Annotated in this window: 19 protein-coding genes; 14 read left to right on the forward strand and 5 right to left on the reverse strand. The window is 70.7% G+C overall.

The window, feature by feature from the left end; translation table 11 throughout:
• Positions 1-40 precede the first annotated feature (40 nt).
• The gene (locus tag ACIHIX_RS06340) at positions 41-241 is read right to left on the reverse strand and encodes a DUF4236 domain-containing protein (protein WP_329333652.1); all 201 of its coding nucleotides are present in this window, start codon (positions 239-241) and stop codon (positions 41-43) included.
• Between the two features lie 325 nt (positions 242-566).
• On the opposite strand from ACIHIX_RS06340, the gene acnA reads away from it, so the two are divergent.
• The 4 genes from acnA (at position 567) to ACIHIX_RS06360 (ending at position 6417) form a co-directional block, all read left to right on the forward strand.
• The gene (acnA, locus tag ACIHIX_RS06345) at positions 567-3284 is read left to right on the forward strand and encodes an aconitate hydratase AcnA (protein WP_399950542.1); all 2718 of its coding nucleotides are present in this window, start codon (positions 567-569) and stop codon (positions 3282-3284) included.
• 150 nt (positions 3285-3434) lie between these two features.
• Complete coding sequence (locus ACIHIX_RS06350; protein WP_399950545.1) at positions 3435-4160, forward strand: response regulator transcription factor; 726 nt, start codon at positions 3435-3437, stop codon at positions 4158-4160.
• On the forward strand, positions 4157-5659 hold the full coding sequence (locus tag ACIHIX_RS06355; protein WP_399950548.1) for an ATP-binding protein: 1503 nt from the start codon (positions 4157-4159) through the stop codon (positions 5657-5659). Before ACIHIX_RS06350 ends, ACIHIX_RS06355 begins: the two co-directional genes overlap by 4 nt.
• Before the next feature lie 167 nt (positions 5660-5826).
• Positions 5827-6417 carry an HD domain-containing protein gene (locus ACIHIX_RS06360; protein ID WP_399950551.1) on the forward strand — a complete coding sequence of 197 codons (591 nt, stop codon included), beginning with the start codon at positions 5827-5829 and terminating at the stop codon, positions 6415-6417.
• A 4-nt stretch (positions 6418-6421) separates the two neighbouring features.
• Here the strand turns inward: ACIHIX_RS06360 and ACIHIX_RS06365 are convergent, their stop codons facing one another.
• On the reverse strand, positions 6422-6994 hold the full coding sequence (locus ACIHIX_RS06365; protein ID WP_399950554.1) for a Uma2 family endonuclease: 573 nt from the start codon (positions 6992-6994) through the stop codon (positions 6422-6424).
• A gap of 326 nt (positions 6995-7320) precedes the next feature.
• Between ACIHIX_RS06365 and ACIHIX_RS06370 the strand changes: the two genes are divergently transcribed.
• The 4 genes from ACIHIX_RS06370 (at position 7321) to ACIHIX_RS06385 (ending at position 13602) form a co-directional block, all read left to right on the forward strand.
• Positions 7321-8409, forward strand: a complete 1089-nt coding sequence (locus tag ACIHIX_RS06370) for a lytic polysaccharide monooxygenase (protein ID WP_399950557.1) — start codon at positions 7321-7323, stop codon at positions 8407-8409.
• Between the two features lie 129 nt (positions 8410-8538).
• Positions 8539-9069, forward strand: a complete 531-nt coding sequence (locus ACIHIX_RS06375; protein WP_399950560.1) for a hypothetical protein — start codon at positions 8539-8541, stop codon at positions 9067-9069.
• A gap of 390 nt (positions 9070-9459) precedes the next feature.
• Positions 9460-10086, forward strand: coding sequence for a helix-turn-helix domain-containing protein (locus ACIHIX_RS06380; protein WP_399950563.1), 627 nt, complete (start codon positions 9460-9462; stop codon positions 10084-10086).
• A 276-nt stretch (positions 10087-10362) separates the two neighbouring features.
• On the forward strand, positions 10363-13602 hold the full coding sequence (locus tag ACIHIX_RS06385; protein WP_399951915.1) for a GH92 family glycosyl hydrolase: 3240 nt from the start codon (positions 10363-10365) through the stop codon (positions 13600-13602).
• On the opposite strand, the gene ACIHIX_RS06390 is transcribed toward ACIHIX_RS06385, so the two are convergent.
• On the reverse strand, positions 13583-14581 hold the full coding sequence (locus ACIHIX_RS06390) for an acetylxylan esterase (RefSeq protein ID WP_399950566.1): 999 nt from the start codon (positions 14579-14581) through the stop codon (positions 13583-13585). The two genes, ACIHIX_RS06385 and ACIHIX_RS06390, sit on opposite strands and share 20 nt — an antisense overlap.
• A gap of 234 nt (positions 14582-14815) precedes the next feature.
• On the opposite strand from ACIHIX_RS06390, the gene ACIHIX_RS06395 reads away from it, so the two are divergent.
• The 6 genes from ACIHIX_RS06395 to ACIHIX_RS06420 all read left to right on the forward strand — a co-directional run bounded on the left by ACIHIX_RS06395 (position 14816) and on the right by ACIHIX_RS06420 (position 22684).
• Complete coding sequence (locus tag ACIHIX_RS06395) at positions 14816-15799, forward strand: ABC transporter permease (RefSeq protein ID WP_399950569.1); 984 nt, start codon at positions 14816-14818, stop codon at positions 15797-15799.
• Positions 15793-16665: a carbohydrate ABC transporter permease gene (locus ACIHIX_RS06400; protein WP_399950572.1), complete on the forward strand. Its 873-nt coding sequence runs from the start codon at positions 15793-15795 to the stop codon at positions 16663-16665. Before ACIHIX_RS06395 ends, ACIHIX_RS06400 begins: the two co-directional genes overlap by 7 nt.
• 35 nt (positions 16666-16700) lie before the next feature.
• On the forward strand, positions 16701-18356 hold the full coding sequence (locus ACIHIX_RS06405) for an extracellular solute-binding protein (protein WP_399950575.1): 1656 nt from the start codon (positions 16701-16703) through the stop codon (positions 18354-18356).
• Entirely contained in the window at positions 18353-19870 is a 1518-nt protein-coding gene (locus ACIHIX_RS06410) for a xylan 1,4-beta-xylosidase (RefSeq protein ID WP_399950578.1), read from the forward strand. Before ACIHIX_RS06405 ends, ACIHIX_RS06410 begins: the two co-directional genes overlap by 4 nt.
• Before the next feature lie 127 nt (positions 19871-19997).
• Entirely contained in the window at positions 19998-20684 is a 687-nt protein-coding gene (locus ACIHIX_RS06415; protein ID WP_399950581.1) for a hypothetical protein, read from the forward strand.
• Positions 20681-22684: a beta-galactosidase gene (locus ACIHIX_RS06420; protein ID WP_399950584.1), complete on the forward strand. Its 2004-nt coding sequence runs from the start codon at positions 20681-20683 to the stop codon at positions 22682-22684. Before ACIHIX_RS06415 ends, ACIHIX_RS06420 begins: the two co-directional genes overlap by 4 nt.
• Here the strand turns inward: ACIHIX_RS06420 and ACIHIX_RS06425 are convergent.
• Both ACIHIX_RS06425 and ACIHIX_RS06430 read right to left on the reverse strand, forming a co-directional pair.
• Entirely contained in the window at positions 22677-23882 is a 1206-nt protein-coding gene (locus ACIHIX_RS06425; RefSeq protein WP_399950587.1) for a VWA-like domain-containing protein, read from the reverse strand. The two genes, ACIHIX_RS06420 and ACIHIX_RS06425, sit on opposite strands and share 8 nt — an antisense overlap.
• 122 nt (positions 23883-24004) lie before the next feature.
• Positions 24005-25240 carry an AAA family ATPase gene (locus ACIHIX_RS06430; RefSeq protein ID WP_399950589.1) on the reverse strand — a complete coding sequence of 412 codons (1236 nt, stop codon included), beginning with the start codon at positions 25238-25240 and terminating at the stop codon, positions 24005-24007.
• Positions 25241-25249 lie beyond the last annotated feature (9 nt).

The following is a 25249-nucleotide window of genomic DNA, read 5'->3' on the forward strand; positions in this document are numbered from 1 at the left end:
CTTCCGAGGGGGCTGTTCGGGTGATGGTGCTGATGGTGCGTCAATGCCGCCTGGCGTTACGGGTGCGGCGCCATCCGAAAGGTCCAGGCAAATCAACCGATGTCGTACGACGTCCGGTGCTGCTGTGGGTGTGCTTCGGCCCGTGGCTGCCGCCACCGGTGGTGATGGACCAGGAGCGCCGGTTGATGTTCAACCGCACGCCCGGAAGGATCCGGAAACTCTTGCGGAACGTGAGCGGCATCTGTGTCTCCCGTCGGGTGTCGAAGGTGCGGAACGTGTCTGTCGGTTACCCCGACATGGCGCACTGATGGCATATCGGTGAGGGTGGGTTCGCGGCGTGGTCCAGTCGTGTGGGACGTCACAAACGGAGGCCGGGCATGACCATCCAGCCCCCGTGTACTAGAGTTATCTCGACATCGAGATATCTGCCCAGGCGCACCGCAGCCGCCCGCATCGTCACTCCGACGGTAAGGGTTACCTAACTTAGCCTTACCTTAGCGGATCGGCCAAGTTGCCGTGGCGGCAGGATCGTGGTGAGTACGCGCACATCAATGAAGGAGACTGTCGTGTCGGCGAACAGCTTCGACGCCCGTGCCACGCTGAACGTGGGCGACGCGTCGTACGAGATCTTCCGGCTGGACAAGGTGGAAGGCTCGGCTCGCCTTCCGTACAGCCTGAAGGTGCTGCTGGAGAACCTCCTGCGCACCGAGGACGGCGCGAACATCACCGCCGACCACATCCGTGCCCTCGGCAACTGGGACTCCCAGGCCCAGCCGTCCCAGGAGATCCAGTTCACGCCCGCCCGTGTGATCATGCAGGACTTCACCGGCGTGCCCTGTGTCGTCGACCTCGCCACCATGCGTGAGGCCGTCAAGGCCCTCGGCGGCGACCCGGCCAAGGTCAACCCGCTCTCCCCGGCCGAGATGGTCATCGACCACTCCGTCATCGCCGACAAGTTCGGCACCAACGACGCCTTCAAGCAGAACGTCGACCTGGAGTACGGCCGCAACAAGGAGCGCTACCAGTTCCTGCGCTGGGGCCAGACCGCCTTCGACGACTTCAAGGTCGTCCCCCCGGGCACCGGTATCGTCCACCAGGTCAACATCGAGCACCTGGCCCGCACCGTCATGACCCGCAACGGCCAGGCGTACCCCGACACCCTCGTCGGCACCGACTCGCACACCACCATGGTCAACGGCCTCGGTGTGCTCGGCTGGGGCGTCGGCGGCATCGAGGCCGAGGCCGCGATGCTCGGCCAGCCCGTCTCCATGCTCATCCCGCGCGTCGTCGGCTTCAAGCTGACCGGTGAGCTGACCCCGGGCACCACCGCCACGGACCTCGTCCTCACCATCACCGAGATGCTGCGCAAGCACGGCGTCGTCGGCAAGTTCGTCGAGTTCTACGGCGAGGGCGTCGCCGCCACCTCGCTGGCCAACCGCGCCACCATCGGCAACATGTCGCCGGAGTTCGGTTCCACCGCCGCGATCTTCCCGATCGACGACGAGACCCTGAACTACCTCAAGCTCACCGGCCGCTCCGCGGAGCAGGTCGCGCTCGTCGAGGCGTACGCCAAGGAGCAGGGCCTCTGGCTGGACCCGGCCGCCGAGCCCGACTTCTCCGAGAAGCTCGAGCTGGACCTCTCCACGGTCGTCCCGTCCATCGCCGGCCCGAAGCGCCCGCAGGACCGCATCGTCCTCGCCAACGCCGCCGAGCAGTTCAAGGTCGACGTGCGCAACTACGTCGACAGCGTGGACGAGGCCGGCCAGGAGTCCTTCCCGGCCTCCGACGCCCCGGCCGTCGCCCCGAACGGCGCCCCGTCCAACCCGGTCACCGTGACCGCCCCCGACGGTTCGACGTACGAGATCGACCACGGCGCGGTGACGGTCGCGGCCATCACCTCCTGCACCAACACCTCGAACCCGTACGTCATGGTCGCCGCCGCGCTCGTCGCGAAGAAGGCCGTGGAGAAGGGCCTGACCCGCAAGCCCTGGGTCAAGACCACCCTCGCCCCGGGCTCGAAGGTCGTCACCGACTACTTCGACAAGGCCGGTCTGACGCCGTACCTGGACAAGGTCGGCTTCAACCTCGTCGGCTACGGCTGCACCACCTGCATCGGCAACTCCGGCCCGCTGCCGGAGGAGGTCTCCAAGGCCGTCAACGACCACGACCTCGCGGTCACCTCGGTCCTCTCCGGCAACCGGAACTTCGAGGGCCGGATCAACCCCGACGTCAAGATGAACTACCTGGCCTCCCCGCCGCTGGTCGTCGCGTACGCCCTCGCGGGCTCCATGAAGGTGGACATCACCAAGGACGCCCTCGGCGTCGACCAGGACGGCAAGCCGGTCTACCTGGCCGACATCTGGCCCTCGGAGGCCGAGGTCAACGACGTCGTCGCCAACGCCATCGGCGAGGACATGTTCTCCAAGTCCTACCAGGACGTCTTCGCGGGCGACGCCCAGTGGCAGGCCCTGTCGATCCCGACCGGCGACACCTTCGAGTGGGACGCCGAGTCGACGTACGTCAGGAAGCCCCCGTACTTCGAGGGCATGAAGATGGAGACCACCCCGGTCTCCGACATCACGGGCGCCCGCGTCCTGGCCAAGCTCGGCGACTCGGTCACCACCGACCACATCTCGCCCGCCGGTGCCATCAAGGCCGACACCCCGGCCGGCAAGTACCTCACCGAGCACGGTGTGGAGCGTCGTGACTTCAACTCCTACGGCTCCCGCCGAGGCAACCACGAGGTCATGATCCGCGGTACGTTCGCCAACATCCGCCTGCGCAACCAGATCGCGCCGGGCACCGAGGGCGGCTACACCCGCGACTTCACTCAGGCCGACGCGCCGGTGTCGTTCATCTACGACGCCTCGCAGAACTACCAGGCCGCCGGCACCCCGCTGGTCATCCTGGGCGGCAAGGAGTACGGCTCCGGCTCGTCCCGCGACTGGGCCGCCAAGGGCACCGCGCTCCTCGGCGTCAAGGCCGTCATCACCGAGTCGTACGAGCGCATCCACCGCTCGAACCTCATTGGCATGGGCGTCCTGCCGCTCCAGTTCCCGGCCGGCCAGTCCGCCGACACGCTCGGCCTGACCGGCGAGGAGACCTTCTCCATCACCGGCGTGACCGAGCTGAACAACGGCACCACCCCGAGCACGGTCAAGGTCACCACCGACACGGGCGTCGAGTTCGACGCGGTCGTCCGCATCGACACCCCCGGTGAGGCCGACTACTACCGCAACGGCGGCATCATGCAGTACGTGCTGCGCAGCCTGATCCGCGGCTAGTTCCCAGGGCTTGCGCGAGGTTCGTGAGGGCCGTGTTCCCGGTGACGGGGGCACGGCCCTTCGCCGTACCCGCTCCTGAAAACACCAGGTCATCACCCATCCTCAGGTGGAACACAGGATTCCCTCAGTGGACCGGGACACGATCGGGACATGACTGGCAGCGCTCGGTACCGAAACGGCCGCGTCCGCGTGCTCATCGTCGACGACGAGCCCGCGCTCACCGACGTGCTCTCCGTGGCCGTCGAGGAGGCGGGCTGGCGGGCCTACCCGGCGCTGGACGGCCGGAGCGCGCTGAAGGTCGCCCGCGGCTGCGCCCCGCACGCCGTCGTCCTCGACGGGATGCTGCCCGACCTCGACGGCCTCCAGGTGCTGCGCCGGCTGCGCTACGAGAACCCGAAGCTGCCCGTCCTCATGCTCACCGCGCGCGACGCCCTGGAGCACCGGCTCGACGGACTGGGCGCCGGCGCCGACGACTACGTCACCAAGCCCTTCTCCCTGGAGGAGGTCGTGCTGCGGCTGCGCGGGCTGCTGCGCCGGGCGGGCGCCGAACACGCGCGGCCCGACGAATCCGTACGCGTCCTCGGCGACCTGGTCCTGACCGAGGAGACCCGCGAGGTGCACCGCGCGGGCCGGCTCATCCAGCTCACCGCCAAGGAGTTCGACCTGCTCAGCCTGATGATGGACCACCCGCGCCAGGTACTGAGCAAGGCGCAGATCATCGACCATGTCTGGAGCACCTCCTTCGACGGCGGCGGCAACCTCGTCGAGGTCTACATCTCCAGCCTCCGCCGCAAGATCGACCGCGGCCGGGCGCCGATGATCCACACCGTGCGCGGTCTCGGCTACGCCATCAGGCCGGCGGAGGACGGCAGATGACCGCCCGACGGCGCCTGCGCTCGATGCGCTCGCGCCTGCTCCTGTTCATCTCCCTCGCCCTGGTCGCCGTCTGCGCCGCCATGGCGCTGACCACCGCGTTCGTCCAACGCGCCTATCTGTACGGCAACTTGGACGACCGTGTCGAGAACTCCGTCGCACGCTGCCTGGGCGGCGCCGCGTTGCAGCCCCAACTCGCCGACGACCTCGGCTTCCTGCACGAACAGGGCCACCCGACCGGCATGGTGGCCGCCCGGCTCGACGACGACGGCGACATCCTCAGCGCCGCGGTCGTGGCCCGCGCGTACACGACCCAGCAGCTCACCGCCGACCAGCGCGCCGCCCTCGCGGGCATCGAGGCCGACGGTTCGATGCACACCCGCACGATCCCCGGGCTCGGCACGTACCGGATCACCGCGGTCGACAAGGACGGCGTACGGGTCCTCGCCGGCATCCCGATGGACGACGTACAGCGGATGATCCGCGGCCTGCTCGTCGCGGAGGTGGCCATCGCGGGCGTCGGGCTCACCGCCGCCGGCTGTGTGTGCGCGGTCGTCATCCGACGTCAGCTGCGGCCCCTCGGCCGGGTCGCCGGCACCGCCGTCGAGGTCTCCCGCGCCCCGCTCGGCAGCGGCGAGGTGGGCGGGCTGACTCGCGTGCCCGAACGCGACACCGACCCCGACAGCGAGGCGGGCCAGGTCGGCGCCGCGCTGAACCGGATGATCGACCACGTGGAGTCGTCCCTCACGGAACGCCAGCGCACGGAGGAACGGATGCGCCGCTTCCTCTCCGACGCCAGCCATGAGCTGCGCACCCCTCTCGCCTCGATCGCGGGCTACGCGGAACTCATGAACCGCGGCACCGACCGCATCGAACCGGGCACGGCCTGGCGCCGCGTCTCCGCCGAGTCGGCGCGCATGACCGGCCTCGTCGAGGACCTGCTCCTGCTGGCCCGTCTCGACGAGGGCCGCCCGCTGCACTCCGCCGAGGTCGATGTCGCCGCGCTGGTCGCCGAGGCGGTCTGGGACGCGCGGGCCGCCGGGGACAGCCATGACTGGCAGCTCGAACTCCGTATCGACGCGCCCCCGTTGGTCTCCGGCGACGAGGCCCGCCTGCACCAGGTGGTGGCCAACCTGCTGGCCAACGCACGCGTGCACACACCCCCGGGCACGAGGGTCGTCGCGATCGTGGAGACGGGGGCCGCCCACTGCCTCGTGCGCGTCCACGACAACGGCCCCGGCATCCCACCCGCCCTCCTCCCGACGGTCTTCGAACGCTTCACCCGCGCCGACGCCTCCCGCACCCGCGCGAACCCCAAGTCAGGAGGCTCCGGCCTCGGCCTCGCCATCGCCGCGGCGATCACGGCAGCGCATGGCGGCCGCATCGACGTCGAGAGCGCGCCGGGACGCACGGAGTTCACGGTACGACTGCCGCTGGCGAAGGAGGAGCCGGCACCGGCGGTGCCCCGGGGGGAGGGGGTGCGGGCTGGGCAGGGGGTTTGAGGGGGCGGCTGTGGGTGGGTGGGGACCGTGGCTGGGCGGGTTGGCTGGGCGGGTTGGGCGGCGGTTGAGACCGGCCGCCTCAGCCTCCGGTCCGCCGTGCTCGGCGCCCCGGCTCAACCGGTCGCCGCCGAGCCGCAGTTCACTGCCCCGCACCGTACCCTTTCCGCGTGACCTCCCCCGACGTCCTCCACCGCGCCCTGCACGACCCCGGTGACCCACCTCTGCGCCCCCTGCCGGACCGGGCGGCGGAGCTGCTGCGCGTACTCGACGCGCCACCCCGACTGGCCGCGCACCTGAGGGCGGTGCACGAGGTGGCGTACGGGCTGGTGGAGTGGCTGGCGCGACGGCATCCGCAACTCCCAGTGGATCGTGAGGCCGTGCTGTTCGGCGCGGCCACGCACGACATCGGCAAGACCGTGCACACCGCCGAGTTGTCCGGTCCCGGTTCGGCGCACGAGGCAGCGGGTCGGGAGCTGCTGCTGGCCCACGGCGTCGCCCCGCACCTGGCCCGCTTCGCCGCCACCCACGCGAGCTGGACCGCCCCGGACGTGACCATCGAGGATCTGCTGGTCAGCCTCGCCGACAAGGCGTGGAAGAACAAGCGGGTGGCGGAGCTGGAGGACCTGGTGGTCGGCGCGCTGGCCGAGGCGAGCGGACGGACGGCGTGGGAGGAGTTCCTCGACCTCGACGACCTGCTGACGGACGTGGGGGAGGGGGCGGAGGAGCGGCTCGCCTTTCAGGGGGCGTATCCCGTGTGAGGCGCTACTGCTGAAATCGGAAGCTGATGATGGGGTCGAGATCGATTTCGACGGGGAACGGCAACTCGGTGGCGAGCTTGGCGCGGTGCACGGGGTGTGACGGCGCTGGGAAGTACGAGCGTGTGTCCGCGTTGAGCCAGTACTCGTGCACTGCGAGGTTCCCGTCTCGGTCCAGTTCTACGCGCCAGTAGTACGGGACCTTGTTCGCTGCGAAGAGTGCGGGTTTCCGGACCCGGTCGTCCTGGCGAGAGCCGGGGGACACGACCTCGACGACCAGTGCGAGTCTCTCCACCGGAATGCACTCGAGTTCCAGCACGCCCAGCTTCCTCGGGTCGAAGACGATCACGTCGGGCTTGTTGGTGTTCTGGTCGTCGACCATGACGCACTGCTCGGCCACGGCGTCGTACGGCTCGATGCATGCGTCTTCAAGGGCCCTGAGCAGCCTGTCGCGCACACGGTTGTGCCAAAACTTGGTCTGTCCTCGAACCACGATCTGTCCGTCCACGAGTTCCCAGTCGAAGGGCAGCTCCAAGGCTTTGACCTGGTCGAAGGTCCAGCCGTCGGCCGGCGGGAACATCCAGGTCTCCTCGGTGGCCGGTCCCCGCTGGGGTGTCGTCATCACTGCTCCCATGGACGCCAGTGTGGACGCCGACACGCGGCGTGATCGTACGTACGAAGGTACCGCCACTCGAACCGGCGAGGCCATGACCCGCCGTTGACGGACGGCCAACCCTCGCGCGCCAACCGTTTACACCTGCCCCCGTTCGCGCTACCTTCCGCCACAGGCGGGGTGGGAGCGCTCCCATGCGGGTGGACCGGAACCTGCCCGAAGGGAGCCACCCGCCCCGCTCATCCGCACACGCATCCGCACGGCCCGTACCTCAAGGAACGGACTGGACTGTCATGATCCTGACAAAATCAGCGGCGTCCCCAGGTCGCCGATTAGCGCTCCCCACCCGGGCCAGAGCCCTCTTCCTCGTCCTGGTCTCCCTGCTCGCCACCGTCCCCGCCGTCGCCCTGGTCATGACGACCGGCGGACCGGCGGAGGCCCACGGCACCCCGATGAAGCCCGCCAGCCGCACCTTCCTGTGCTGGCAGGACGCTCTGACCGACACCGGCGAGATCAAGCCGGTCAACCCGGCCTGCAAGAACGCGCAGGCGGTCAGCGGCACCACCCCCTTCTACAACTGGTTCTCGGTGCTCCGCTCGGACGGCGCGGGCCGCACCCGCGGCTTCGTCCCGGACGGCGAGCTGTGCAGCGGCGGCAACACCAACTTCACCGGCTTCAACGCCGCCCGCAGCGACTGGCCGTTGACCCACCTCACCTCGGGCAAGACCGTCGACTTCTCCTACAACGCCTGGGCCGCGCACCCGGGTTGGTTCTACGTCTACGTCACCAAGGACGGCTTCGACCCGACCAAGACCCTCACCTGGAACGACATGGAGGACCAGCCCTTCCTCTCCGTCGACCACCCGCCGCTCAACGGCACCCCGGGCACGGTCGAGGCCAACTACTCCTGGACCGGGCAGCTTCCGGCGAACAAGTCGGGCCGCCACATCATTTACATGGTCTGGCAGCGCTCGGACAGCGCGGAGACCTTCTACTCCTGCTCCGACGTCGTCTTCGACGGCGGCAACGGCGAGGTGACGGGCATCCACGAACCGGGCAACCCGACCGACCCGGTCCCCGGCACGTGCAGCGCCACCCGCAGGACGACCGGCAGTTGGCCCGGCGGCTACCAGTCCGAGGTGACCGTCACCAACTCCGGCGACGTCCCGATGCTCGGCTGGATGGTCGACTGGACGCTCCCGAGCGGCCAGAAGGTCGACAGCCTCTGGAGCGGCAACGCGACCTACACCGGTCAGGACGTGATGGTCCACAACGCCGACTGGAACGGGTCCTTGAGCCCAGGACAGAGCGCGACGTTCGGGTACGTCGTGACCGGCACCGGCGGTGACACGGCGACCACGTTGCCCTGCCGGGTCGGCTGACCCCGGCTGACGGGCGGGCGGGCCCGGTGGACGGCGAAACGCCGCCCGCCGGGCCCGTTGGCGATGACATGATGGCGCGCATGACGTTCATGACCCACATCACCTCCCTCGCCGCGTCCCGAAAGGGCGATGCCGCGTAGGCGCCCCGGCGCGCTGCGCGCCGCTCGACCCCCACGCGCACCGCGATGGGACCTTCCCCCGGCCCGTGTCCACGGCCTCTCCGCCCGAACCAGCCTGGCCATAGCCCGCGTTGAAGGGCTCCCGGACGACTACTACGTCTACTCCGGCGCCACCGACCGGGCCCTGCGGCGCTATCGGCAGTTCCTGCGCCCCGAGGGCCGACGCCCCCGCTATCCGCAGGACTCGGAGTGTTCGTGCCGTGGCTGCTCCTTCGACGACGTCCGGCACGCCCGCGACGTACTGGACGAGACCCTGTCCCGGCTGCCGCCCCGTCCCCGCGCCGAACTCGCTCGCGTGATCGCCGACTTGGACGCCACGTATCTGCGCCGCACCCTCCCCGACCCCTTCGCCGCCGAGCGCCAGTGGCAGGCCGACCTGTGGTGGCGGCGCCGACTGGCGGGCGGCCGCGAGGAGCCGCGCCCGGACCCGGGACAGCCACCGTCACGCGGGCGCGAAGCATCGCAGGGTGGGTCGATGTGACGTGCCGGTGTGGCGCACCTGTGTGAAGGGCCGGAGCCACCCACGCCACGCCGAGCCGCCGTTGCCCGCCGGCCGGCGGTGACGCCACCCGACGAGGAAGGGCGGCACGGAATGCGAGTGATGTGAGAGCTGCGACGCCTGAGGGGCGCGGGGGCGTATCGATGTGCGGCTGCCGCCTCGTGGGCGCGGCCTGGCACAGACGACCCGCACCGGCGAGGTCCGGCAGGCCCGCGCCCCGCGGTCGCACCGGTCCTCAGGAACGCACCGCCCGCCGTCACCACCGTGCCCGACCGGTGGTGACGCCGAGCCCCCTGTTCCAGTAGCCCCGTCCCCGGCCGTGTGAGGATGACCGTACGTCCCTGCCCCGTTCTGCCAGTCGAGGTCGCCGCCATGTCCAAGTCCGAGCCCCGTGAGCCGATCCGCCGCAACGCGCGGTCCAACCGGGCGAAGATCCTGGCCGCCGCGCGTGAGCTCCTCGGGCAGAACCCGGACGCCACCCTGGAGGAGATCGCGCAGGCGGCCGGGGTCGTCCGGCGTACGGTGCACGGGCATTTCCCGGGGCGGGCGGCGCTCCTTGAGGCCCTCGCGGCGGAGGCGTCGGCGGCTCTGCGAGCCGTGTCCGAGCGGTGGCCGGACGTGACGGAGAGCCCGGAGCGGGCCTTCGCCGGGTTCGTGCTGGCGGTGTGGCCCGAGGGCGACCGATACCGGCTGCTGCTGTCGCTGGCGACACAGGACCTGGGGCAGGAGCGGGTGGCCGAGGCGCTGGCGCCGGCCCGTGCGGCGGCCCGGGCGATCCTGGAGCGCGGTCAGCAAGCGGGGGTCTTCCACGACCGGCTCCCGGCCCCCGCGCTCAGCGCCGCCATGGAGGCGTACACCCTCGGCCTCCTGGAGGGCGTCAACGCCGGCTTCTGGTCGGGGGACGCGCGGCAGGCGGCGGTCGCGAGCCTGATCGCCGTCGGCGTGCCGGTGGAGCGGGCGGAGCGGGTGGTCGCCGAGGTCGTCGCCGAGCAGGGTTGAGGTCCGGCGAGTACTCCGGTGCGGACCCGGTGGACACCCCCACCGGGTCCGCGAGCCGGGCAGGTGAGGGGGAGTCCCTGCCCGGGTGTGGAGTGGCTGAAGACGGCGACGACGTGTCGTTCGGACAACGTTGTCGAGTGGTCTGAACCTCAGCCTACCCCGTCAATGAACCGCGACGTCAACCGAGTTGGCTTGACCCGTCCGAGTGGCTCCTCGGTGCCGTCGGACAGGCGCCCGGGACACCCCGTGGTACGGCTGGCGCGTGTGAAGTCCCTGATGCTCGCCGCCGCTCTGGCCCTGGCGTTCGCCGGTGTCGCCCCCGCGCCCGCCGTCCCCCTCGCACCTCCCGATCTCGTCGACGACCCCACCCCCTACGTGGACCCTCTGATCGGCACCAGGAACGGCGGCAATGTCTTTCCCGGCGCGGTCACCCCGTTCGGCATGCTCTCCTGGAGCCCCGAGAACACCCGGGGCGACGCCACCCGCGCGGCGGCCCCCGGCGGCTACCACTACGACGCCCCCCGCATCCGGGGCTTCAGCCTCACCCACATGTCCGGGACGGGGTGCGCGGGCGGCAGTGGCGACATCCCGTTCTTCCCGTACGCCGGGCAGGTCACCTCCTCGCCCGCGAGCGACACCGGGGACACGGTGTACGCCGCCGACTTCCGGCACGCCGACGAGACCGCCGAGCCCGGCCACTACAAGGTCGCCCTCGCCTCCGGCGTCACCGCCGACCTCACGGCCACCGCCCGCACCGGCGCGGCCCGCTTCACCTACCCGGCCGACCGCCCCGCCTCGTTGCTGATCCGTACCGCCAACTCCGAGGTCGGCTCCACCGATTCGACGGTCGAGATCGATCCCGGCACCCGTACCGTCTCCGGCTCCGTCACCTCCGGCAACTTCTGCGGCCACCTCGATCCCGAAGGCCAACGCGCCTACTACACCCTGCACTTCACCGCTCGCTTCGACCGCGCCTTCAAGGCTGTCGGCACCTGGCGGGACGACCGGCTCGACCCCGGGTCCCTGCGGGCGAGCGGCGGCACCGGTGGCTTCGCCGACAGGGGGCGGCCCGTCGCGGGCAAGGGGGCGGGGGGATACGTCGAGTTCGCGCGGGGGGCCGGGCCGGTGAACGTCAAGGTCGGCATCTCGTACGTCAGCCGGGCCGGCGCCGAGGCGAACCTGGCGGCGGAGAACCCGCCGTACCGCACCTTCGACGAGGTGCGTCAGGCGGCGCGCGGTGCCTGGCGCGACGACCTCGCCGCCATCCGGGTGGGCGGCGGCACGCACGCCGAACGCACCACCTTCTACACGGCGTTGTACCACTCCCTCCTCCACCCCAACGTCATCAGCGACGCCGACGGCAGGTATCGCGGCCCGGACGGCGAGGTGCACAGGACCGGTCGGCGGGCCCAGTACGGCACCTTCTCCGGCTGGGACGTCTACCGCGACCAGATCCAGCTGCTCACCCTCCTCCAGCCGCGCACCGGCTCGGACATCGCCCAGTCGCTGTACGAACTCGCCGAGCAGAACGGCGGGCTCTGGGACCGCTGGCTGCACGGCGCCAGTGGGACGCACGTCATGAACGGCGACCCCTCCGCCGTCGCCCTGGCCGGCATCCACGCCTTCGGCGGTACGGACTTCGATCTGCCCGGAGCGCTGAACTCGCTCGTCCGGGCGGCGACCGTACCGACCGCGAAGGATCTGTCCGCCGCCGGGCGTCCTGTCCTCTCCGCCGGTCAACGGCCATCCCTGGACCTGTACTTGAAGCATCACTACATGCCGTCCGTCTCCAACGCCTGGGGCGGTGCCGCCGAGACGCTGGAGATGTCCGGCGCCGACTTCGCCCTCTCGCAGCTGGCCTCGGCTGCCGGGGAGAACGGCATCGCCGCCGACTTCGCCCGGCGCGCGCAGTGGTGGCAGAACAACTTCAACATCGCCGCCGACCCGACCGGCGGACACATCGCCAACCGCAAGGCCGACGGGAGTTGGGTCACCGGGTTCACCCCGGCCACCGGCAACGGCTTCGTGGAGGGGACGGCGGCGCAGTACACCTGGATGGTCCCGCACAATCCGGCCGGGCTCTTCGCCGCGATGGGCGGGAAGGACAAGGCGCTCGACCGGCTCGACTCCTTCTTCCACACGGATGACGGCAGTTGGGCCTTCACCGGGAGCGGCGGCGAGAAGTCCGAGCTGGACAACGAGCCGTCGATCAACGTGCCCTACCTGTACGACTACGCCGGCGCCCCCCACAAGACGCAGGAGACCGTCCGCGCCGCCATGCGGCAGCTGTGGTCGACCCGGCCGGGTGGCATCCCGGGCAACGACGACCTCGGGGCGATGTCCTCCTGGTACGTCTTCGCCGCACTCGGCATGTATCCGCAGGTTCCCTCCCGGGCCGAACTCGTCCTCGCCGCACCGCTGTTCCCGCGCGTCGAGATCAGCCGGCCGGACGGCGACGACATCTCCATCAGCGCGGAGGGAGCCGCCGCGGGCACGCCGTACGTCCGTACCCTGCGGGTCGACGGACGGGTGAGTGACCGGCCCTGGCTGCCCGCCTCCTTCGTGCGGGACGGCGGTCGCCTCACCTACACGCTCTCCGGCACGCCCGACCCCGCCTGGGGCGCCGCGGCCGACGCCGCCCCGCCGTCCTTCCGGGCCGGCGAGCAGCCGTACCAGGTCGGCGTCGGGCCCACCGCCGCGACACTCGCCCCGGGCGGCAGCGTGAAGGTCGGCATCCGTGCCCTCGCGCTGAGCGGCGGGGCGGGTCCGCGGGTCCGCTTCCGTGTCGAGACCCCGGACGGCGTCACGGCAACTCCCCCGGCGGGCAGCGTCGTTGACGGGCTCGGTGAGATCACCCTGAGGGCCGCGAAGGACGCCGAGCAGGGCTTCTACGACGTGAAGGTCGGCGTGGACTCGTACGAGCAGCCCGTGTTCCTCACCGTCGCCGCGCCCGGCAGCCTTCTCGCCGCCTACGACTCCATCGGGGCCTCGGACGACGCCGGCGGGCATGACGAGGCCGACTTCGACGAGGGCGGCTGGAGCTATTCGCGCCAGGCCCTCGCCGCGGCGGGCCTGAGCCCGGGCGGTGAGGGGGAGGTGCGGGACGGGCTCGGCTTCCGCTGGCCCGCCTCGCCGGACGGGCGGCCGGACAACGCCTCCGCGGCCGGGCAGACCATTCGACTTGCCGCCCCCGCATACCAGTTGGCCTTCGTCGGCAGCGCGGTCAACGGTGGTCGACAGGGACGCGCGACCGTCACCTACGCGGACGGCAGCACCGGCACCGTGGACCTCGCCTTCACCGACTGGACGCTCGGTGGGGGCGGCGGCAGCGTCCAGTACGGCAATGAGGTCGTCGCGAGGACCGCGTACCGCAACGTCGCGGGCGGGGGCCGGGATCCGGTCGCCACGTACGTGTTCGCCACCGAGCCGTTCAGCGCGCCGGAGGGGAAGCGCATCGTGGGCGTGCGGCTGCCCCGCGATCCGGACCTGCACGTGTTCACGCTGGCGACTCGCTGAACAGAGCGGCCAGCCAGTCGAGTTGGCGGCGCACCTGGACCGCGTCGCCCCCCTCGTGGCCGTTGTACGGGTAGGCGTGGATCTCCGTGCGCGGGCCGCTGCCGGACAGCTCGGCGTACCGGTTGAAGGCGGCGTACGCGCCGCTCGGCGGGCAGACCGTGTCGCGCAGACCGACACCGAAGTGGGCGGGGGCGTGGGCGCGGCGGGCGAAGGAGATGCCCTCGACGTAGGACAGGGTGCGACAGGCGGCCTCCTCCGCGCCCCGGTGCACGGAGAGGTAGGTGCCGATCTCGCCGTAGGGGTGGGCGTCGGTGAGGTCGAGGGCGCGGCGGACGCCGCACAGGAGCGGGGCGGTGATCAGGGCCGCGGCCAGGTCGGGGACGAGCCCGGCGACGGCCAGGGCGAGGCCGCCACCTTGGCTGTTGCCGACCGCGACCGTGCGGGAGGCGTCCACGCCGGGGAGGGCGCGGACCGCGGTGACCGCGCGCACGGCGTCGGTGATGAGGCGGCGGTAGTGATAGTCGCGGGGGTCGAGCAGACCGCGGGTCATGGGGCCGGGGCCGCCGGGTGCCTGGGCGTGCGGGTCGGGGGTGGCACCGCCGTTGCCGTACTGGTCGCCCTGGCCGCGGTTGTCCATGAGCAGGACCGCGTAACCGGCGTTCACCCAGGTCAGGCGCTCGTGGGGGAGGCCGCGGCCACGGCCGTAGCCCGCGTACTCGACGAGGGCGGGGAGGGGCTCCCGCACCCCGGCCGGGCGGCTGAACCAGGCGCGCACCGGGTCGCCCGCGAAGCCCCGGAACGTCACGTCCCAGGTCTCGGTCAGCCGCAGGCCGGTCTCCACCGGCCGCACCGACACCAACACCTGCTCCTGGGCCGCCTCCTTGAGGGTCTCGCGCCAGAACTCCTCGAAGTCGGCGGGCTCTTCGGGGAGCGGGCGGTAGTGCACGAGTTCCGTCAGCGGCAGGTCGAACGCGGGCACGGGACACCTCGCAGGAGTCGGACGGCAGAGGGAAACTTGCGGAGATTACTGCGCCTGGCTTCCGGGTTCTACCCCGGTCGCGGACGACTTCAACTCCGCGCACGAGCAACAAGAGGCCGCTGCTACACCCATTGACAGCGCTTTCTGACTGCCCTTAAGTTGCCGCGAAGTTACCGGTAAGGGTTCGAAAGTTTCGGTTCAGCTCCCCCCTCGCCCCTCCTGAGAGGACCGAGCATGAGCACGTCCACCAAGTCGGCCTCTCCGCCCGGCGTCCAGGAACCACCCGCACCCGCTCCGCCGCGGAAGCTCGCCGTACGCGTCACCTGGAGACGGGCGCTGCGCCGCGACTGGCAGCTGTACTCGCTCGCGCTGGTGCCGCTGCTGTTCTTCCTGGTCTTCCGCTACCTGCCGATGCTCGGCAATGTCATCGCCTTCCGGCGCTTCGAGCCCGGCGGCTCGATCTTCGGCGAGCAGTGGGTCGGCCTGCGCTATGTCGACATGTTCCTCAGCGACCCCACGTTCTGGCAGGTGTTCCGCAACACGCTGTGGATCGGCGGACTCACCCTCGTCTTCTGCTTCCCGATCCCGATCGTGCTCGCCCTGTCGCTGAACGAGGTGCGCCGGCGCTCGCTGAAGCGGTTCGTGCAGTCGGTGTCCTATCTCCCGCACTTCCTGTCGATGGTGATCGTCGCCGGTATCACCCTCCAGATGCTCGCCTCGGACGGCCCCGTCAACCACGTGCTGGGCTGGTTCGGCCACGAACCGATCCGGTTCATCCAGGAACCCGAGTGGTTCCGGACGATCTACGTCGGCTCCGAGATCTGGCAGACCGCCGGCTGGGGCGCGATCCTCTACCTGGCCGCCCTCACCACCATCGACGAGGACCTGTACGAGGCCGCGCGCATCGACGGCGCCAACCGCTGGCAGCAGATCTGGCACGTCACCCTGCCCGGCATCCGCCCCACCATGATCACGCTGCTGATCCTCAACATCGGCACGTTCATGGCGGTCGGCTTCGAGAAGGTCCTGCTGCTGTACAACCCGCTGACCTACCCGACCGCCGACGTCATCTCCACCTACGTCTACCGGACCGGCGTCGAGTCCAGCAGCTTCAGTTACGCCGCCGCCATCGGCCTGTTCGAGGCGATCATCGGTCTGGTGCTGATCACCACCGCCAACCAGCTCTCGCGCCGCACAGTGGGGACCAGCCTGTGGTGAAGCCGAGCCGTTCTTACCGGGTGTTCCAGGGCGTCAACGGGGTGGTGCTCACCGTTGTGGTGCTGGTGACCCTGTACCCCTTCGTCAACATCATCGCCCGGTCCTTCAGCGGGGAACGCCAGATCCGGGCCGGTGAGGTCACCCTGTGGCCCAAGGGGTTCAACCTCACCACGTACAAGATCGTGTTCCAGGACACGATGTTCTGGCGGAACTACGGCAACACCGTGTTCTACACGGTCGTATCGACCGCCGTGGCCATGATCCTGACGACCTGTTACGCGTACGTCCTGTCGAAGAGGCAGCTCAAGGGCCGGACCGCGCTGGTCGGCATCGCCGTGTTCACCATGTTCTTCACCGGCGGTCTGATCCCGCAGTACGTCCTGATCACCAGCCTCGGGCTGAAGAACAGCGTGTGGGCCATCGCGCTGCCCAACGCGATCAGCGTCTTCAACCTCCTGGTGATGAAGGCGTTCTTCGAGAGCCTGCCCACCGAGCTGGAGGAGGCCGCCCAGATCGACGGGCTGAGCACCTACGGCATCCTGCTCAGGATCGTGCTGCCGCTGTCCAAGGCGGTCGTCGCGACCATGGTGCTCTTCTACTCCGTGTCGTTCTGGAACTCCTGGTTCAGTGCGTTCCTCTACATGGACAGCTCGGACCTCATGCCGGTCACCGTCTATCTGCGGAACATGATCCTGGGCGCTACCGGCGGCTCCAACGCGGGTGCCGGCACCGAGCAGCTCAGCCAGGTCGGCGCGAACATCCAGGCGGTGACCATCGTGCTCACCTCGCTGCCGATCCTCTGCGTGTACCCGTTCGTCCAGCGCTACTTCGTCTCGGGCGTGATGCTCGGCGCCGTCAAGGGCTGATCCCCCCGACTCACCCATGGAACAAGGGAGTTCCCGTGAAGAACGCAGGAGAGCTGTCGCGGCGTCAGATCCTGGCCGCGGCCGGCTTCATCGGTCTCGCCACCCTCACCGGCTGCGGCAGCGGCGACGACGGCGGGGACGGCAAGGACCTCTCCAAGAAGCAGAACGGCGCGATGAAGGAGTACCGCGCCGGCCAGCGGTTCAAGGCCGCGAAGCCGCTGTCCTTCTCGATGCTGCACAACAACAACCCGAACTACCCGTACAAGAGCAGCTGGCTGTTCTGGAAGGAGGTCACCAAGCGCACCGGCATCACCATCAAGCCGGTCGACGTCCCGCTCGCGGACTACGAGAAGAAGCGCGGCGTCCTCATCGGCGCGGGCGACGCCCCCTTCCTCATCCCGAAGACCTACCACCCCGGCGAGGTCCCCTTCGTCTCCTCGGGCGCGATCCTCCCGGTCAGCGAGTACGTGCACCTGATGCCCAACTTCCAGGACAAGGTGAAGAGGTGGAAGCTCGAACCCGAGCTCGACTCCATACGCCAGTCCGACGGCAAGTACTACCTGCTGCCCGGCCTGCACGAGAAGGTCAAGTCCGGCTACTCGATGTCCTTCCGCACGGACACCCTCGACAAGCTGGGCCTCACCCTGCCGGAGACCTGGGACCAGGTGTACGACGTCCTGAAGGCGCTCAAGTCGGAGTACCCCGACAAGTACCCGTGGACCGACCGCTGGAGCGTCAACACCCCGTTCCCGTGCGGGGCGTTGTTCGGCTACCTCGGTCAGGCCTACGGCGTGAAGGCGGGCTGGAACTACGACAACATCTCCTTCGACACCAAGGCGCGGAAGTTCGTCTTCACGGCCGCGCAGGACGACTACCGGGCGATGGTCGAATTCATGAGAAAGCTCGTCGCCGAGAAGCTGCTCGACCCGGAGAGCTTCACCCAGCAGGACGACCAGGCCGTGCAGAAGCTGCTGGCCGAGAAGTCGTACGTCATCAGCGCCAATCCGCAGGAGCTGGTGCAGAACTACCGCTACAACCTGGAGAAGCAGGTCAAGGGCTCGAAGATCGAGATGATCCCGGTGCCGCTCGGCCCGGCGGGACCGATCGTCCTCAGCGGGGCCCGACTGGAGAACGGCATCATGGTCTCCAGCAAGGCGCTCAAGAGCGACAGCTTCGTCGCGATGATGCAGTTCGTGGACTGGCTCTGGTACTCCGACGAAGGCCAGACCTTCTGCAAGTGGGGTGTCGAGGGCACCACGTACACGCGGTCCGGCGACCAGTTCCAGCTGAAGCCCGGCATCACCCTCATGGGCTCCGACCCGGACGCCCCCCAGGACCTCCAGAAGGACTTCGGCTTCTTCAACGGCGTCTTCACCTACGGCGGCAGCTGGGCCCTGGTCTCCTCCAACTTCAGCCCGGACGAGAAGAAGTTCCAGGACGCCATGGCCCAGCGCACCCAGCTCCCCATCGACCCCGCCCACCCCCTGCAGTCGGTGGAGCAGGAACAGGCGACCCTGTGGGACACCCCGCTCAAGGACACCGCCATCCAGAACACCCTCCAGTTCGTCCTCGGCAAGCGCCCGATGTCCGAATGGGACCAGTACGTCTCCGAGTTGAAGGCGAAGAACATGCAGCAGCTGGTCGACCTGCACAACAAGGCGTACGACCGGTTCAAGAAGGAGAACGGGTGATCCGCGTCCCTGCCCAGCCGATCGGCCGGCTCTCCGACGCCTGGCGCCACTGCGTCGGCACCGGCCGCATCGAACTCGCCCTGCGCCGCGACTACCAGGACTCCCTGAAGCTGCTCCAGGACGACATCGGCTTCCGCTGCATCCGAGGGCACGGCCTGCTCAGCGACGGCATGGCGGTCCACCGTCCCTACGAGTGGGAGGGTGTCCGGCGCGTCCACCACTCCTTCACCTACGTCGACCAGGTCGTGGACGCCTACCTAGGACTCGGCATCCGGCCCTTTCTCGAACTCGGCTTCATGCCCGAGGAGTTGGCGTCCGGGCAGCAGACGGTCTTCTGGTGGCGGGGCAATGTCACCCCTCCCCGGTCCTACGGCGAGTGGGCGGACCTGGTCCGGGCGACCCTCTCCCACCTGGTCGACCGCTACGGCCTGGACGAGGTGCGCACCTGGCCCATCGAGGTCTGGAACGAGCCCAACCTGCCCGACTTCTGGGAGAACGCGGACGAACATGCGTACCACAAGCTGTACGAGGTGACGGCGGGCGCGGTGAAGGACGTGGACGCGGAGCTGCTGGTCGGCGGCCCGGCGATCTCACCCGGCGCGGACGAATGGCTCGGCCGCTTCGCGGAGTTCGCGGAACGGCGCGACGTGCCGGTCGACTTCGTGTCCAAGCACGCCTACACCTCGGGCCCGGCACGGCACGTGCCCTTCGGCGTCCATCAGACGCTGGCGCCCGCCCAGCACCTCCTCGACCAGTTCGCCACGCCCAGGGACCTTCTGAAGGGCACCCGACTCGCTGAACTTCCCGTTCACATCACCGAGTTCAACTCCTCATACCGGCCCGACAACCCCGTCCACGACACCGCCTTCCACGCCGCGTACCTGGCACCCGTCCTCGCGCACGGCGGCGACCACGTCGACTCCTTCTCCTACTGGACCTTCAGCGACATGTTCGAGGAGGCCGGTCCGCCGACCGCCCTCTTCCACGGTGGCTTCGGGCTGCTCACCCACCGACAGGTGAAGAAGCCGACCTATCACCTCTACGCGTTCATGGCGCGGATGGGGGAGCAGTTGCTCGCCCGCGGCGACGACCATCTGGTCACCCGGCACACCGACGGCCGTGTCACCGTCCTCGCCTGGGCACCGGTCGACGCGAGCGGGGAGACGCCGGGGCCGGCACAGCACCGGCTGAAGCTGTCGGTGCCGCTTGAGGGTGCGGGGGAGGCGTTCGTACGGCGGTCCAGCGTGGACGAGGAACACGGCAACGCCCGTACGGCCTGGCAGCGGATGGGGAGCCCTCGCTCACCCCGGGCGGGCCAGCTCGACGTACTCCATGAGGCGGCCGAACCGGCCCGACGGCATCTGCGGCTGCCGGTGGCGGAGGGGCGGGTGGAGCTGGATCTGACGTTGAGTCGCCATGAGGTGACGCTGGTCGAGGTGAGTGCGGTGGTGGAGGAGGCGCCGGTGTGGGCGGATGAGCGGCGTCTGTTGGGCGCTGCGGTGGAGGAGCCGTGAGTGGTCCGGGGGCCGGTGGGGGCTGGTCGCGCCCCGCGGCGGAGCCGCATGTCGATACGGCCCCGCGCCCCTGTCGGGGCGCGACAGCGCACCAGCGTTCACCAGAACCCTTGCGAAAGGAGCCCCGATGACCTCCCCCACCCCCTCCGCCGCCTTCGGCATCGGTCCGCTCTCCCGCGCCGCCGCCCTCATCCACACCCTCGTCACGGTCGGCGCCCTCCTGCTGCTCGCCGCCGCGCCCGGCCTGGCCGGTCTGCTCCTGCTGGGTCCCGACCCCGCCAACCTCCCCCTGGCCGCCCTATGCCTACTCCCGCTCGGCCCGGCCGCCTCCGCCGCCGTCTACGCCCTCCACCACCGCGACCGCGATCTCACCGACCTCCACCCGGCCCGCGCCTACCGGCGCGGCTGGCGTCTCAACGCGCTGCCCGCGCTGCGGCTGTGGACGCCGCTGCTGGCCTGGCTCACGGTCATCGCCTTCACGCTCACCCACTTCTCCGCGACCGGACTGCCCGGCTGGTGGGCGGTGCTGCTCGGGGCGGTCGGCCTCGGCTCCCTCCTCTGGGGCGCCCACGCCCTCGTCCTGACCTCGCTGTTCAGCTTCCGCACCCGCGACACCGCCCGGCTCGCCGCGTACTTCCTGTTCCGGCAGCCCCGTGCCACCCTCGCGGCCGCCTCGCTGCTCGTCCTGACCGCCGCGGGGACCGCCCTGCTGACCGAGGCCCTGCCCGCCCTGCTGGCCGCCCCGCTGCTGCTGTCCCTGCTGCACGGCAGCCGCGCGGTGATCGCCGAGACCGAGAGGGACTTCACCGCATGACAGGCAAGATCCCGTACGGCGGCGACTACAACCCCGAACAGTGGCCGCAGGACGTCTGGGACGAGGACCACCGCCTCTTCGGCCGGGCCGGCATCGACACCCTCACGGTCGGGGTGTTCTCCTGGTCGCTCACCCAACCCGCCGAGGAGACCTACGACTTCACGGTCCTCGACCGTATCCTCGACCGCGCCGCCGCCGAGGACCGCCGGGTCTGCCTGGCCACCGGCACCGCCGCCCTCCCGCCCTGGCTCGCGAAGAAGTACCCCGAGGTCAACCGCACCGACTTCGAGGGCCGCCGGCACCGCTACGGCCAGCGGCACAACTTCTGCCCCAGCTCACCGGCCTACCGCAGACTCTCCACCGCGCTGGCCGGACACCTCGCCGAACGCTACGCCGACCACCCGGCGTTGCTCGCCTGGCACATCAACAACGAGTACGGCGGCGCCTGTTACTGCGAACTGTGCGCCGACGCCTTCCGGGACTGGCTCCACGACCGGTACGGCACCCTCGACGCCCTCAACGACGCCTGGTGGACGACCTTCTGGTCGCACCGCTACACCGACTGGGCCGAGATCGAGCCGCCGAGCGCCCTCACCGAGCACTGGCGGGGCCCCGACCACACCGCCTTCCAGGGCATCACCCTCGACTACTTCCGCTTCACCACCGACGCACTCCTCGGCTGCTTCCTCGCCGAGAAGGAGGTGATCCGGCGCCACGACCCCGAGACCCCCGTCACCACCAACTTCATGGGCATGTTTCGCCCCCTCGACTACCACCGCTGGGCACCCCACCTCGACTTCGCGTCCTGGGACAGCTACCCGCCCCTCGACGCCCCGCCGACCTGGCCCGCCCTGGCCCACGACCTGATGCGCGGCCTCAAGGACGGCGCCCCCTTCTGGGTGATGGAGCAGACCCCGTCCACCACCGCCTGCCGAGACGTGAACCCGCTGCGCAGACCGGGGGAGTTGCGCCTCGCCACCTTCCAGGCCATCGCCCACGGCGCCGACGCCGCCCTCTACTTCCAGCTGCGCGCCTCGCGAGGCGCCTGCGAGAAGTACCACGGCGCGGTCATCGGCCACGCGGGGCGGGACGACACCCGGGTCTTCCGCGAAGTCGCCGACCTGGGAAGGGAACTCACGGAACTCGGCGCCGCCACCCTCGGCGCCCGCACCCCTGCCCGCACCGCCCTGATCTTCGACTGGGACAGCTGGTGGGCCCTGGAGATCTCCGACGGCCCCTCCCGGCTGGTCAAGTACCAGGACGTCGTGCACGCCTACTACCGGGCCGCCCGCGAGGCCGGCGCCGACCTGGACGTCGTACCGCAGAGCGCCGACCTCACCCCGTACGACGTGGTCCTCGCCCCCGTCCTCCACCTGGTCAAGGGCGACCTCGCCGGCCGCCTCGAAGCGGTCGCCGCGCGCGGCGGCACCGTCCTGACCACCTTCCTCTCGGGCCGCGGTGACGCACACGACCGCGCGTTCCTGACCGACGTGCCGGGTCCGCTGGCGCCCCTGATGGGCGTGCGGGTGGACGAGTGGGACTCGCGTCCGGCGGAAGTCGCCCAATCCATACCGGAGTTGGGGACCGAGGCCCGCCTGGTCTTCGAGATCGTCCAGCCGCGCGGCGCCGAGCCGGTCGCCACGTACGGCGGTGACTTCTACGCGGGCACACCGGCGGTGACCCGCAACGCCTTCGGGCAGGGCGAGGGCTGGTACGTCGCCACCGCCCTCGACCAACCCGGCGTCGACCAGGTGATCCGCCGCGTCCTCACCCGCCACGACCTGCTCGGCCCCTACGCCGACTACCGCGCCGTCGAGACCGCGACCCGCGTCGCCCCCGACGGCACCCGCCTCCTCTTCCTCCTCAATCACGCCTCCGAAACAGCCCACTTGACCGCCCACGCCACGGTCACCGACCTCCTCACCGGGAAGCGGATCGAGCAGGGCGGACCCCTGTCCCTGGACCCGCTCGGTGTGGCGGTCCTGCGTCCGCTCAGTTGATGGTGACGACCCGCGCCCAGGCCGGCGGGGTGTCCGGGACGTAGTCCGGGTCGTCCTCGTCCGCCGTGCCGCCGTGGCGTGGGAAGAGCCCGACGACCGTCCGGCAGGGCGGCGGCTCGGACGGCCAGGGCGTCTGGCCGTCCGTGAGGGCGACGATCACGTCCGGGCGGGGCCGGGAGCGCAGCGCCCGGGAGAAGCCGGAGCGCAGATCCGTCCCGCCACCGCCGATCAGCTCGATGTCCTCGGCCCGGCAGAGCGGGGCGGCGAGCCCCGCCGCCGCGTCGCAGGAGATCACCGACACCAGATCGCGCCGCCCGCCCACGGCCCGCACGATCGCCGCCACCTCCAGCAGCGCACTGCCCAGCTCGGCGTCGCTCACCGACCCCGAGGTGTCGATCACCACGCACACCCGGGGCGGAATGCGGCGCAGACTCGGCAGCAGCACCCCGGGGACGGCGGCCGAACGCCGGGACGGACGCCGGTACGTGTGGTTCTCGCCGACCCCTGGAGCACCGGCCGCCGAACGGATCGCCGCACCCAGCAACTGCCGCCACGGCTGCGGCGGATGGAACGCCTCGTCCGCCCAGCGCCGCCAGCCGTCCGGGGCGTCACCGGGCTTGCCCTTGATCCCCTCGGCGACCCGGAAGCGCACCGCGTCCCGCTGCTGCCGGGTCAGCCCGTTCGCCCCGTCGGCGCCCAGCTCCCAGGGCCGCGCCTGTCCGTCGGCGCCGCTGCCGCAGTCCAGCCAGGCCAGATGGGAGGCGAGCCCGGACATGGACGACGTCCGCAGGTACTCCTCCATCAGCAGGCCGTTGCTCAGCCCCAGCAGGGAGGGCAGAACGACCCCGGTGGGGCGGGGCAGACCATCGCCGTAGATGTCGTCGTTGATCTCGAAGTCGGCGGCGATGTTGCGCCGCAGCCGATCCCCGGGGCCGTACTCCTCGTGCTCCCGCGCATGACGCTCGCCCCGCCCGTGGTGGTCCCGGAGGAGATGGGACACCTCGTGCACCCAGACGCCCGCCAGCTCCTCCACCGGCATGCCCGCCACGAAGGCGGGCGAGACATAGCAGCGCCAGTGCGCGTCGACCGCCATCGTCGGCACCGACCGGTCCTCGACGATGTGCAGCGCGAAGAGGGCCACCGCGAGATACGGGCGGACCTTCACGGCGTGCAGCCGAGCGGCCAGCAACTTCTCCATGTCCAGGGGGAGGTCGGCGTTCGTGCCCGAGCCTCTGGGTGGGTGCGGCAGCGTGGCCCGTACCGGGCGCGGTGGAGGAGGCGGTGACATGGGGCGTGGTACCGGTCGCTTCACCGCCCCCGTCATCGGCCCACCCCCAGCCCGGCCTCCACCCGCCGCACCGACCGTTCCGCCCGATCGGCGATGCCCACGACCTTGGCCAGCCGTTCCACCGTCGCCGGAACCTCCCAGTCGTCGCGCCGCAGCGCGGCCAGTGCCTTGGCCGGGGCGACCAGCAGATCCGGGGCGCCGGTCTCCATCGCCCGGACCAGCACCGCCCAGCCCGCCTCCCACCGGTCCCGTTCCGGCCGGGCCCCGATCGCCGCGACCACCGCCTCCAGCGCCGCCTGCCGCAGATCGCCGCGCTCCGGCAGCTCGGCGGTGGGCGGGTCGGCCAGCAGCGACTCCGGGTCGGGGAGGTCCATCCGGTCGAGGTGGGCGAGCAGTTCGAGGCCCGGCCCGTCGCCCACCGCGCCCCGCACGAGCAGTGCCAGCACCTCCCGGGAGACGGAGGCCGCCGTGCCGAAGGCGAGCAGCGTCAGGGCCGTCTCCCAGCTGCGCGGCGAGGGCCAGGCTCCGCCGCGCCGCGTCTCCGTGCTGGGCAGCCGGTGGATCAGCGTCGGCCGGGCCTGCAGAAAGCCGCAGACCGCGCGCCGGGCGAACTCCACCGCCTCCGCCAGCCGCCGCGGATCCAGCCGGGGCAGTTCGGCCCGGGGCCACACCCCGCCGAGCCCCCGCACCACCACGTCCCGGTCGTGCACCCAGTACAGGTGCACGAACCGGTTGGCCAGCGGCGGGCTCAGCTCCCACCCGTCCGCCGCCGACGCCCGCGGGTTGGCGGCGGCCACGATCCGTACCCCCGGCGGCAGTTGGAGCGCGCCGACCCTGCGCTCCAGCACGACCCGCAGCAGGGCGGCCTGCACGGCCGGGGTGGCGGTGGAGAGTTCGTCGAGGAAGAGCAGTCCCCGCCCGGCGCGTACCAGCTCGACGGCCCACTGCGGCGGTGCCATCGGCACGCCCTGCACCGCGGGGTCGTCGCCCACGATGGGCAGTCCGGAGAAGTCGGTGGGCTCGTGGACGCTGGCGATCACGGTCGTCAGGGGCAGGCCGAGCGAGTCGGCGAGCTGGGTCAGCGCCGCGGTCTTGCCGATGCCGGGCTCGCCCCACAGGAGCACGGGCAGGTCCGCCGCGACGGCCAGGGTGAGGGCTTCGAGCTGGTCGTCGGGGCGGGGTTCGGTGTCGGTGGTGCGGAGCAGCTTCAGGAGGTCGTCGGCCAGGGCGAGTCGGGGGTTGGCGGGCAGCAGGGCGTGCGAAGTCATGGGCATCAC

It is taken from the genome of Streptomyces sp. NPDC051913 (assembly GCF_044593635.1).
GTDB lineage: Bacteria > Actinomycetota > Actinomycetes > Streptomycetales > Streptomycetaceae > Streptomyces.

What these genes read in the sequence shown, in the direction of transcription:
- ACIHIX_RS06340 (WP_329333652.1), bottom strand. Translation starts at nt 241, where the DNA reads ATGCCGCTCACGTTCCGCAAGAGTTTCCGGATCCTTCCGGGCGTGCGG.
- ACIHIX_RS06350 (WP_399950545.1), top strand. Translation starts at nt 3,435, where the DNA reads ATGACTGGCAGCGCTCGGTACCGAAACGGCCGCGTCCGCGTGCTCATC.
- ACIHIX_RS06355 (WP_399950548.1), top strand. Translation starts at nt 4,157, where the DNA reads ATGACCGCCCGACGGCGCCTGCGCTCGATGCGCTCGCGCCTGCTCCTG.
- ACIHIX_RS06365 (WP_399950554.1), bottom strand. Translation starts at nt 6,994, where the DNA reads ATGTTCCCGCCGGCCGACGGCTGGACCTTCGACCAGGTCAAAGCCTTG.
- ACIHIX_RS06370 (WP_399950557.1), top strand. Translation starts at nt 7,321, where the DNA reads ATGATCCTGACAAAATCAGCGGCGTCCCCAGGTCGCCGATTAGCGCTC.
- ACIHIX_RS06375 (WP_399950560.1), top strand. Translation starts at nt 8,539, where the DNA reads ATGCCGCGTAGGCGCCCCGGCGCGCTGCGCGCCGCTCGACCCCCACGC.
- ACIHIX_RS06380 (WP_399950563.1), top strand. Translation starts at nt 9,460, where the DNA reads ATGTCCAAGTCCGAGCCCCGTGAGCCGATCCGCCGCAACGCGCGGTCC.
- ACIHIX_RS06385 (WP_399951915.1), top strand. Translation starts at nt 10,363, where the DNA reads ATGCTCGCCGCCGCTCTGGCCCTGGCGTTCGCCGGTGTCGCCCCCGCG.
- ACIHIX_RS06395 (WP_399950569.1), top strand. Translation starts at nt 14,816, where the DNA reads ATGAGCACGTCCACCAAGTCGGCCTCTCCGCCCGGCGTCCAGGAACCA.
- ACIHIX_RS06415 (WP_399950581.1), top strand. Translation starts at nt 19,998, where the DNA reads ATGACCTCCCCCACCCCCTCCGCCGCCTTCGGCATCGGTCCGCTCTCC.
- ACIHIX_RS06420 (WP_399950584.1), top strand. Translation starts at nt 20,681, where the DNA reads ATGACAGGCAAGATCCCGTACGGCGGCGACTACAACCCCGAACAGTGG.
- ACIHIX_RS06425 (WP_399950587.1), bottom strand. Translation starts at nt 23,882, where the DNA reads ATGGAGAAGTTGCTGGCCGCTCGGCTGCACGCCGTGAAGGTCCGCCCG.
- ACIHIX_RS06430 (WP_399950589.1), bottom strand. Translation starts at nt 25,240, where the DNA reads ATGACTTCGCACGCCCTGCTGCCCGCCAACCCCCGACTCGCCCTGGCC.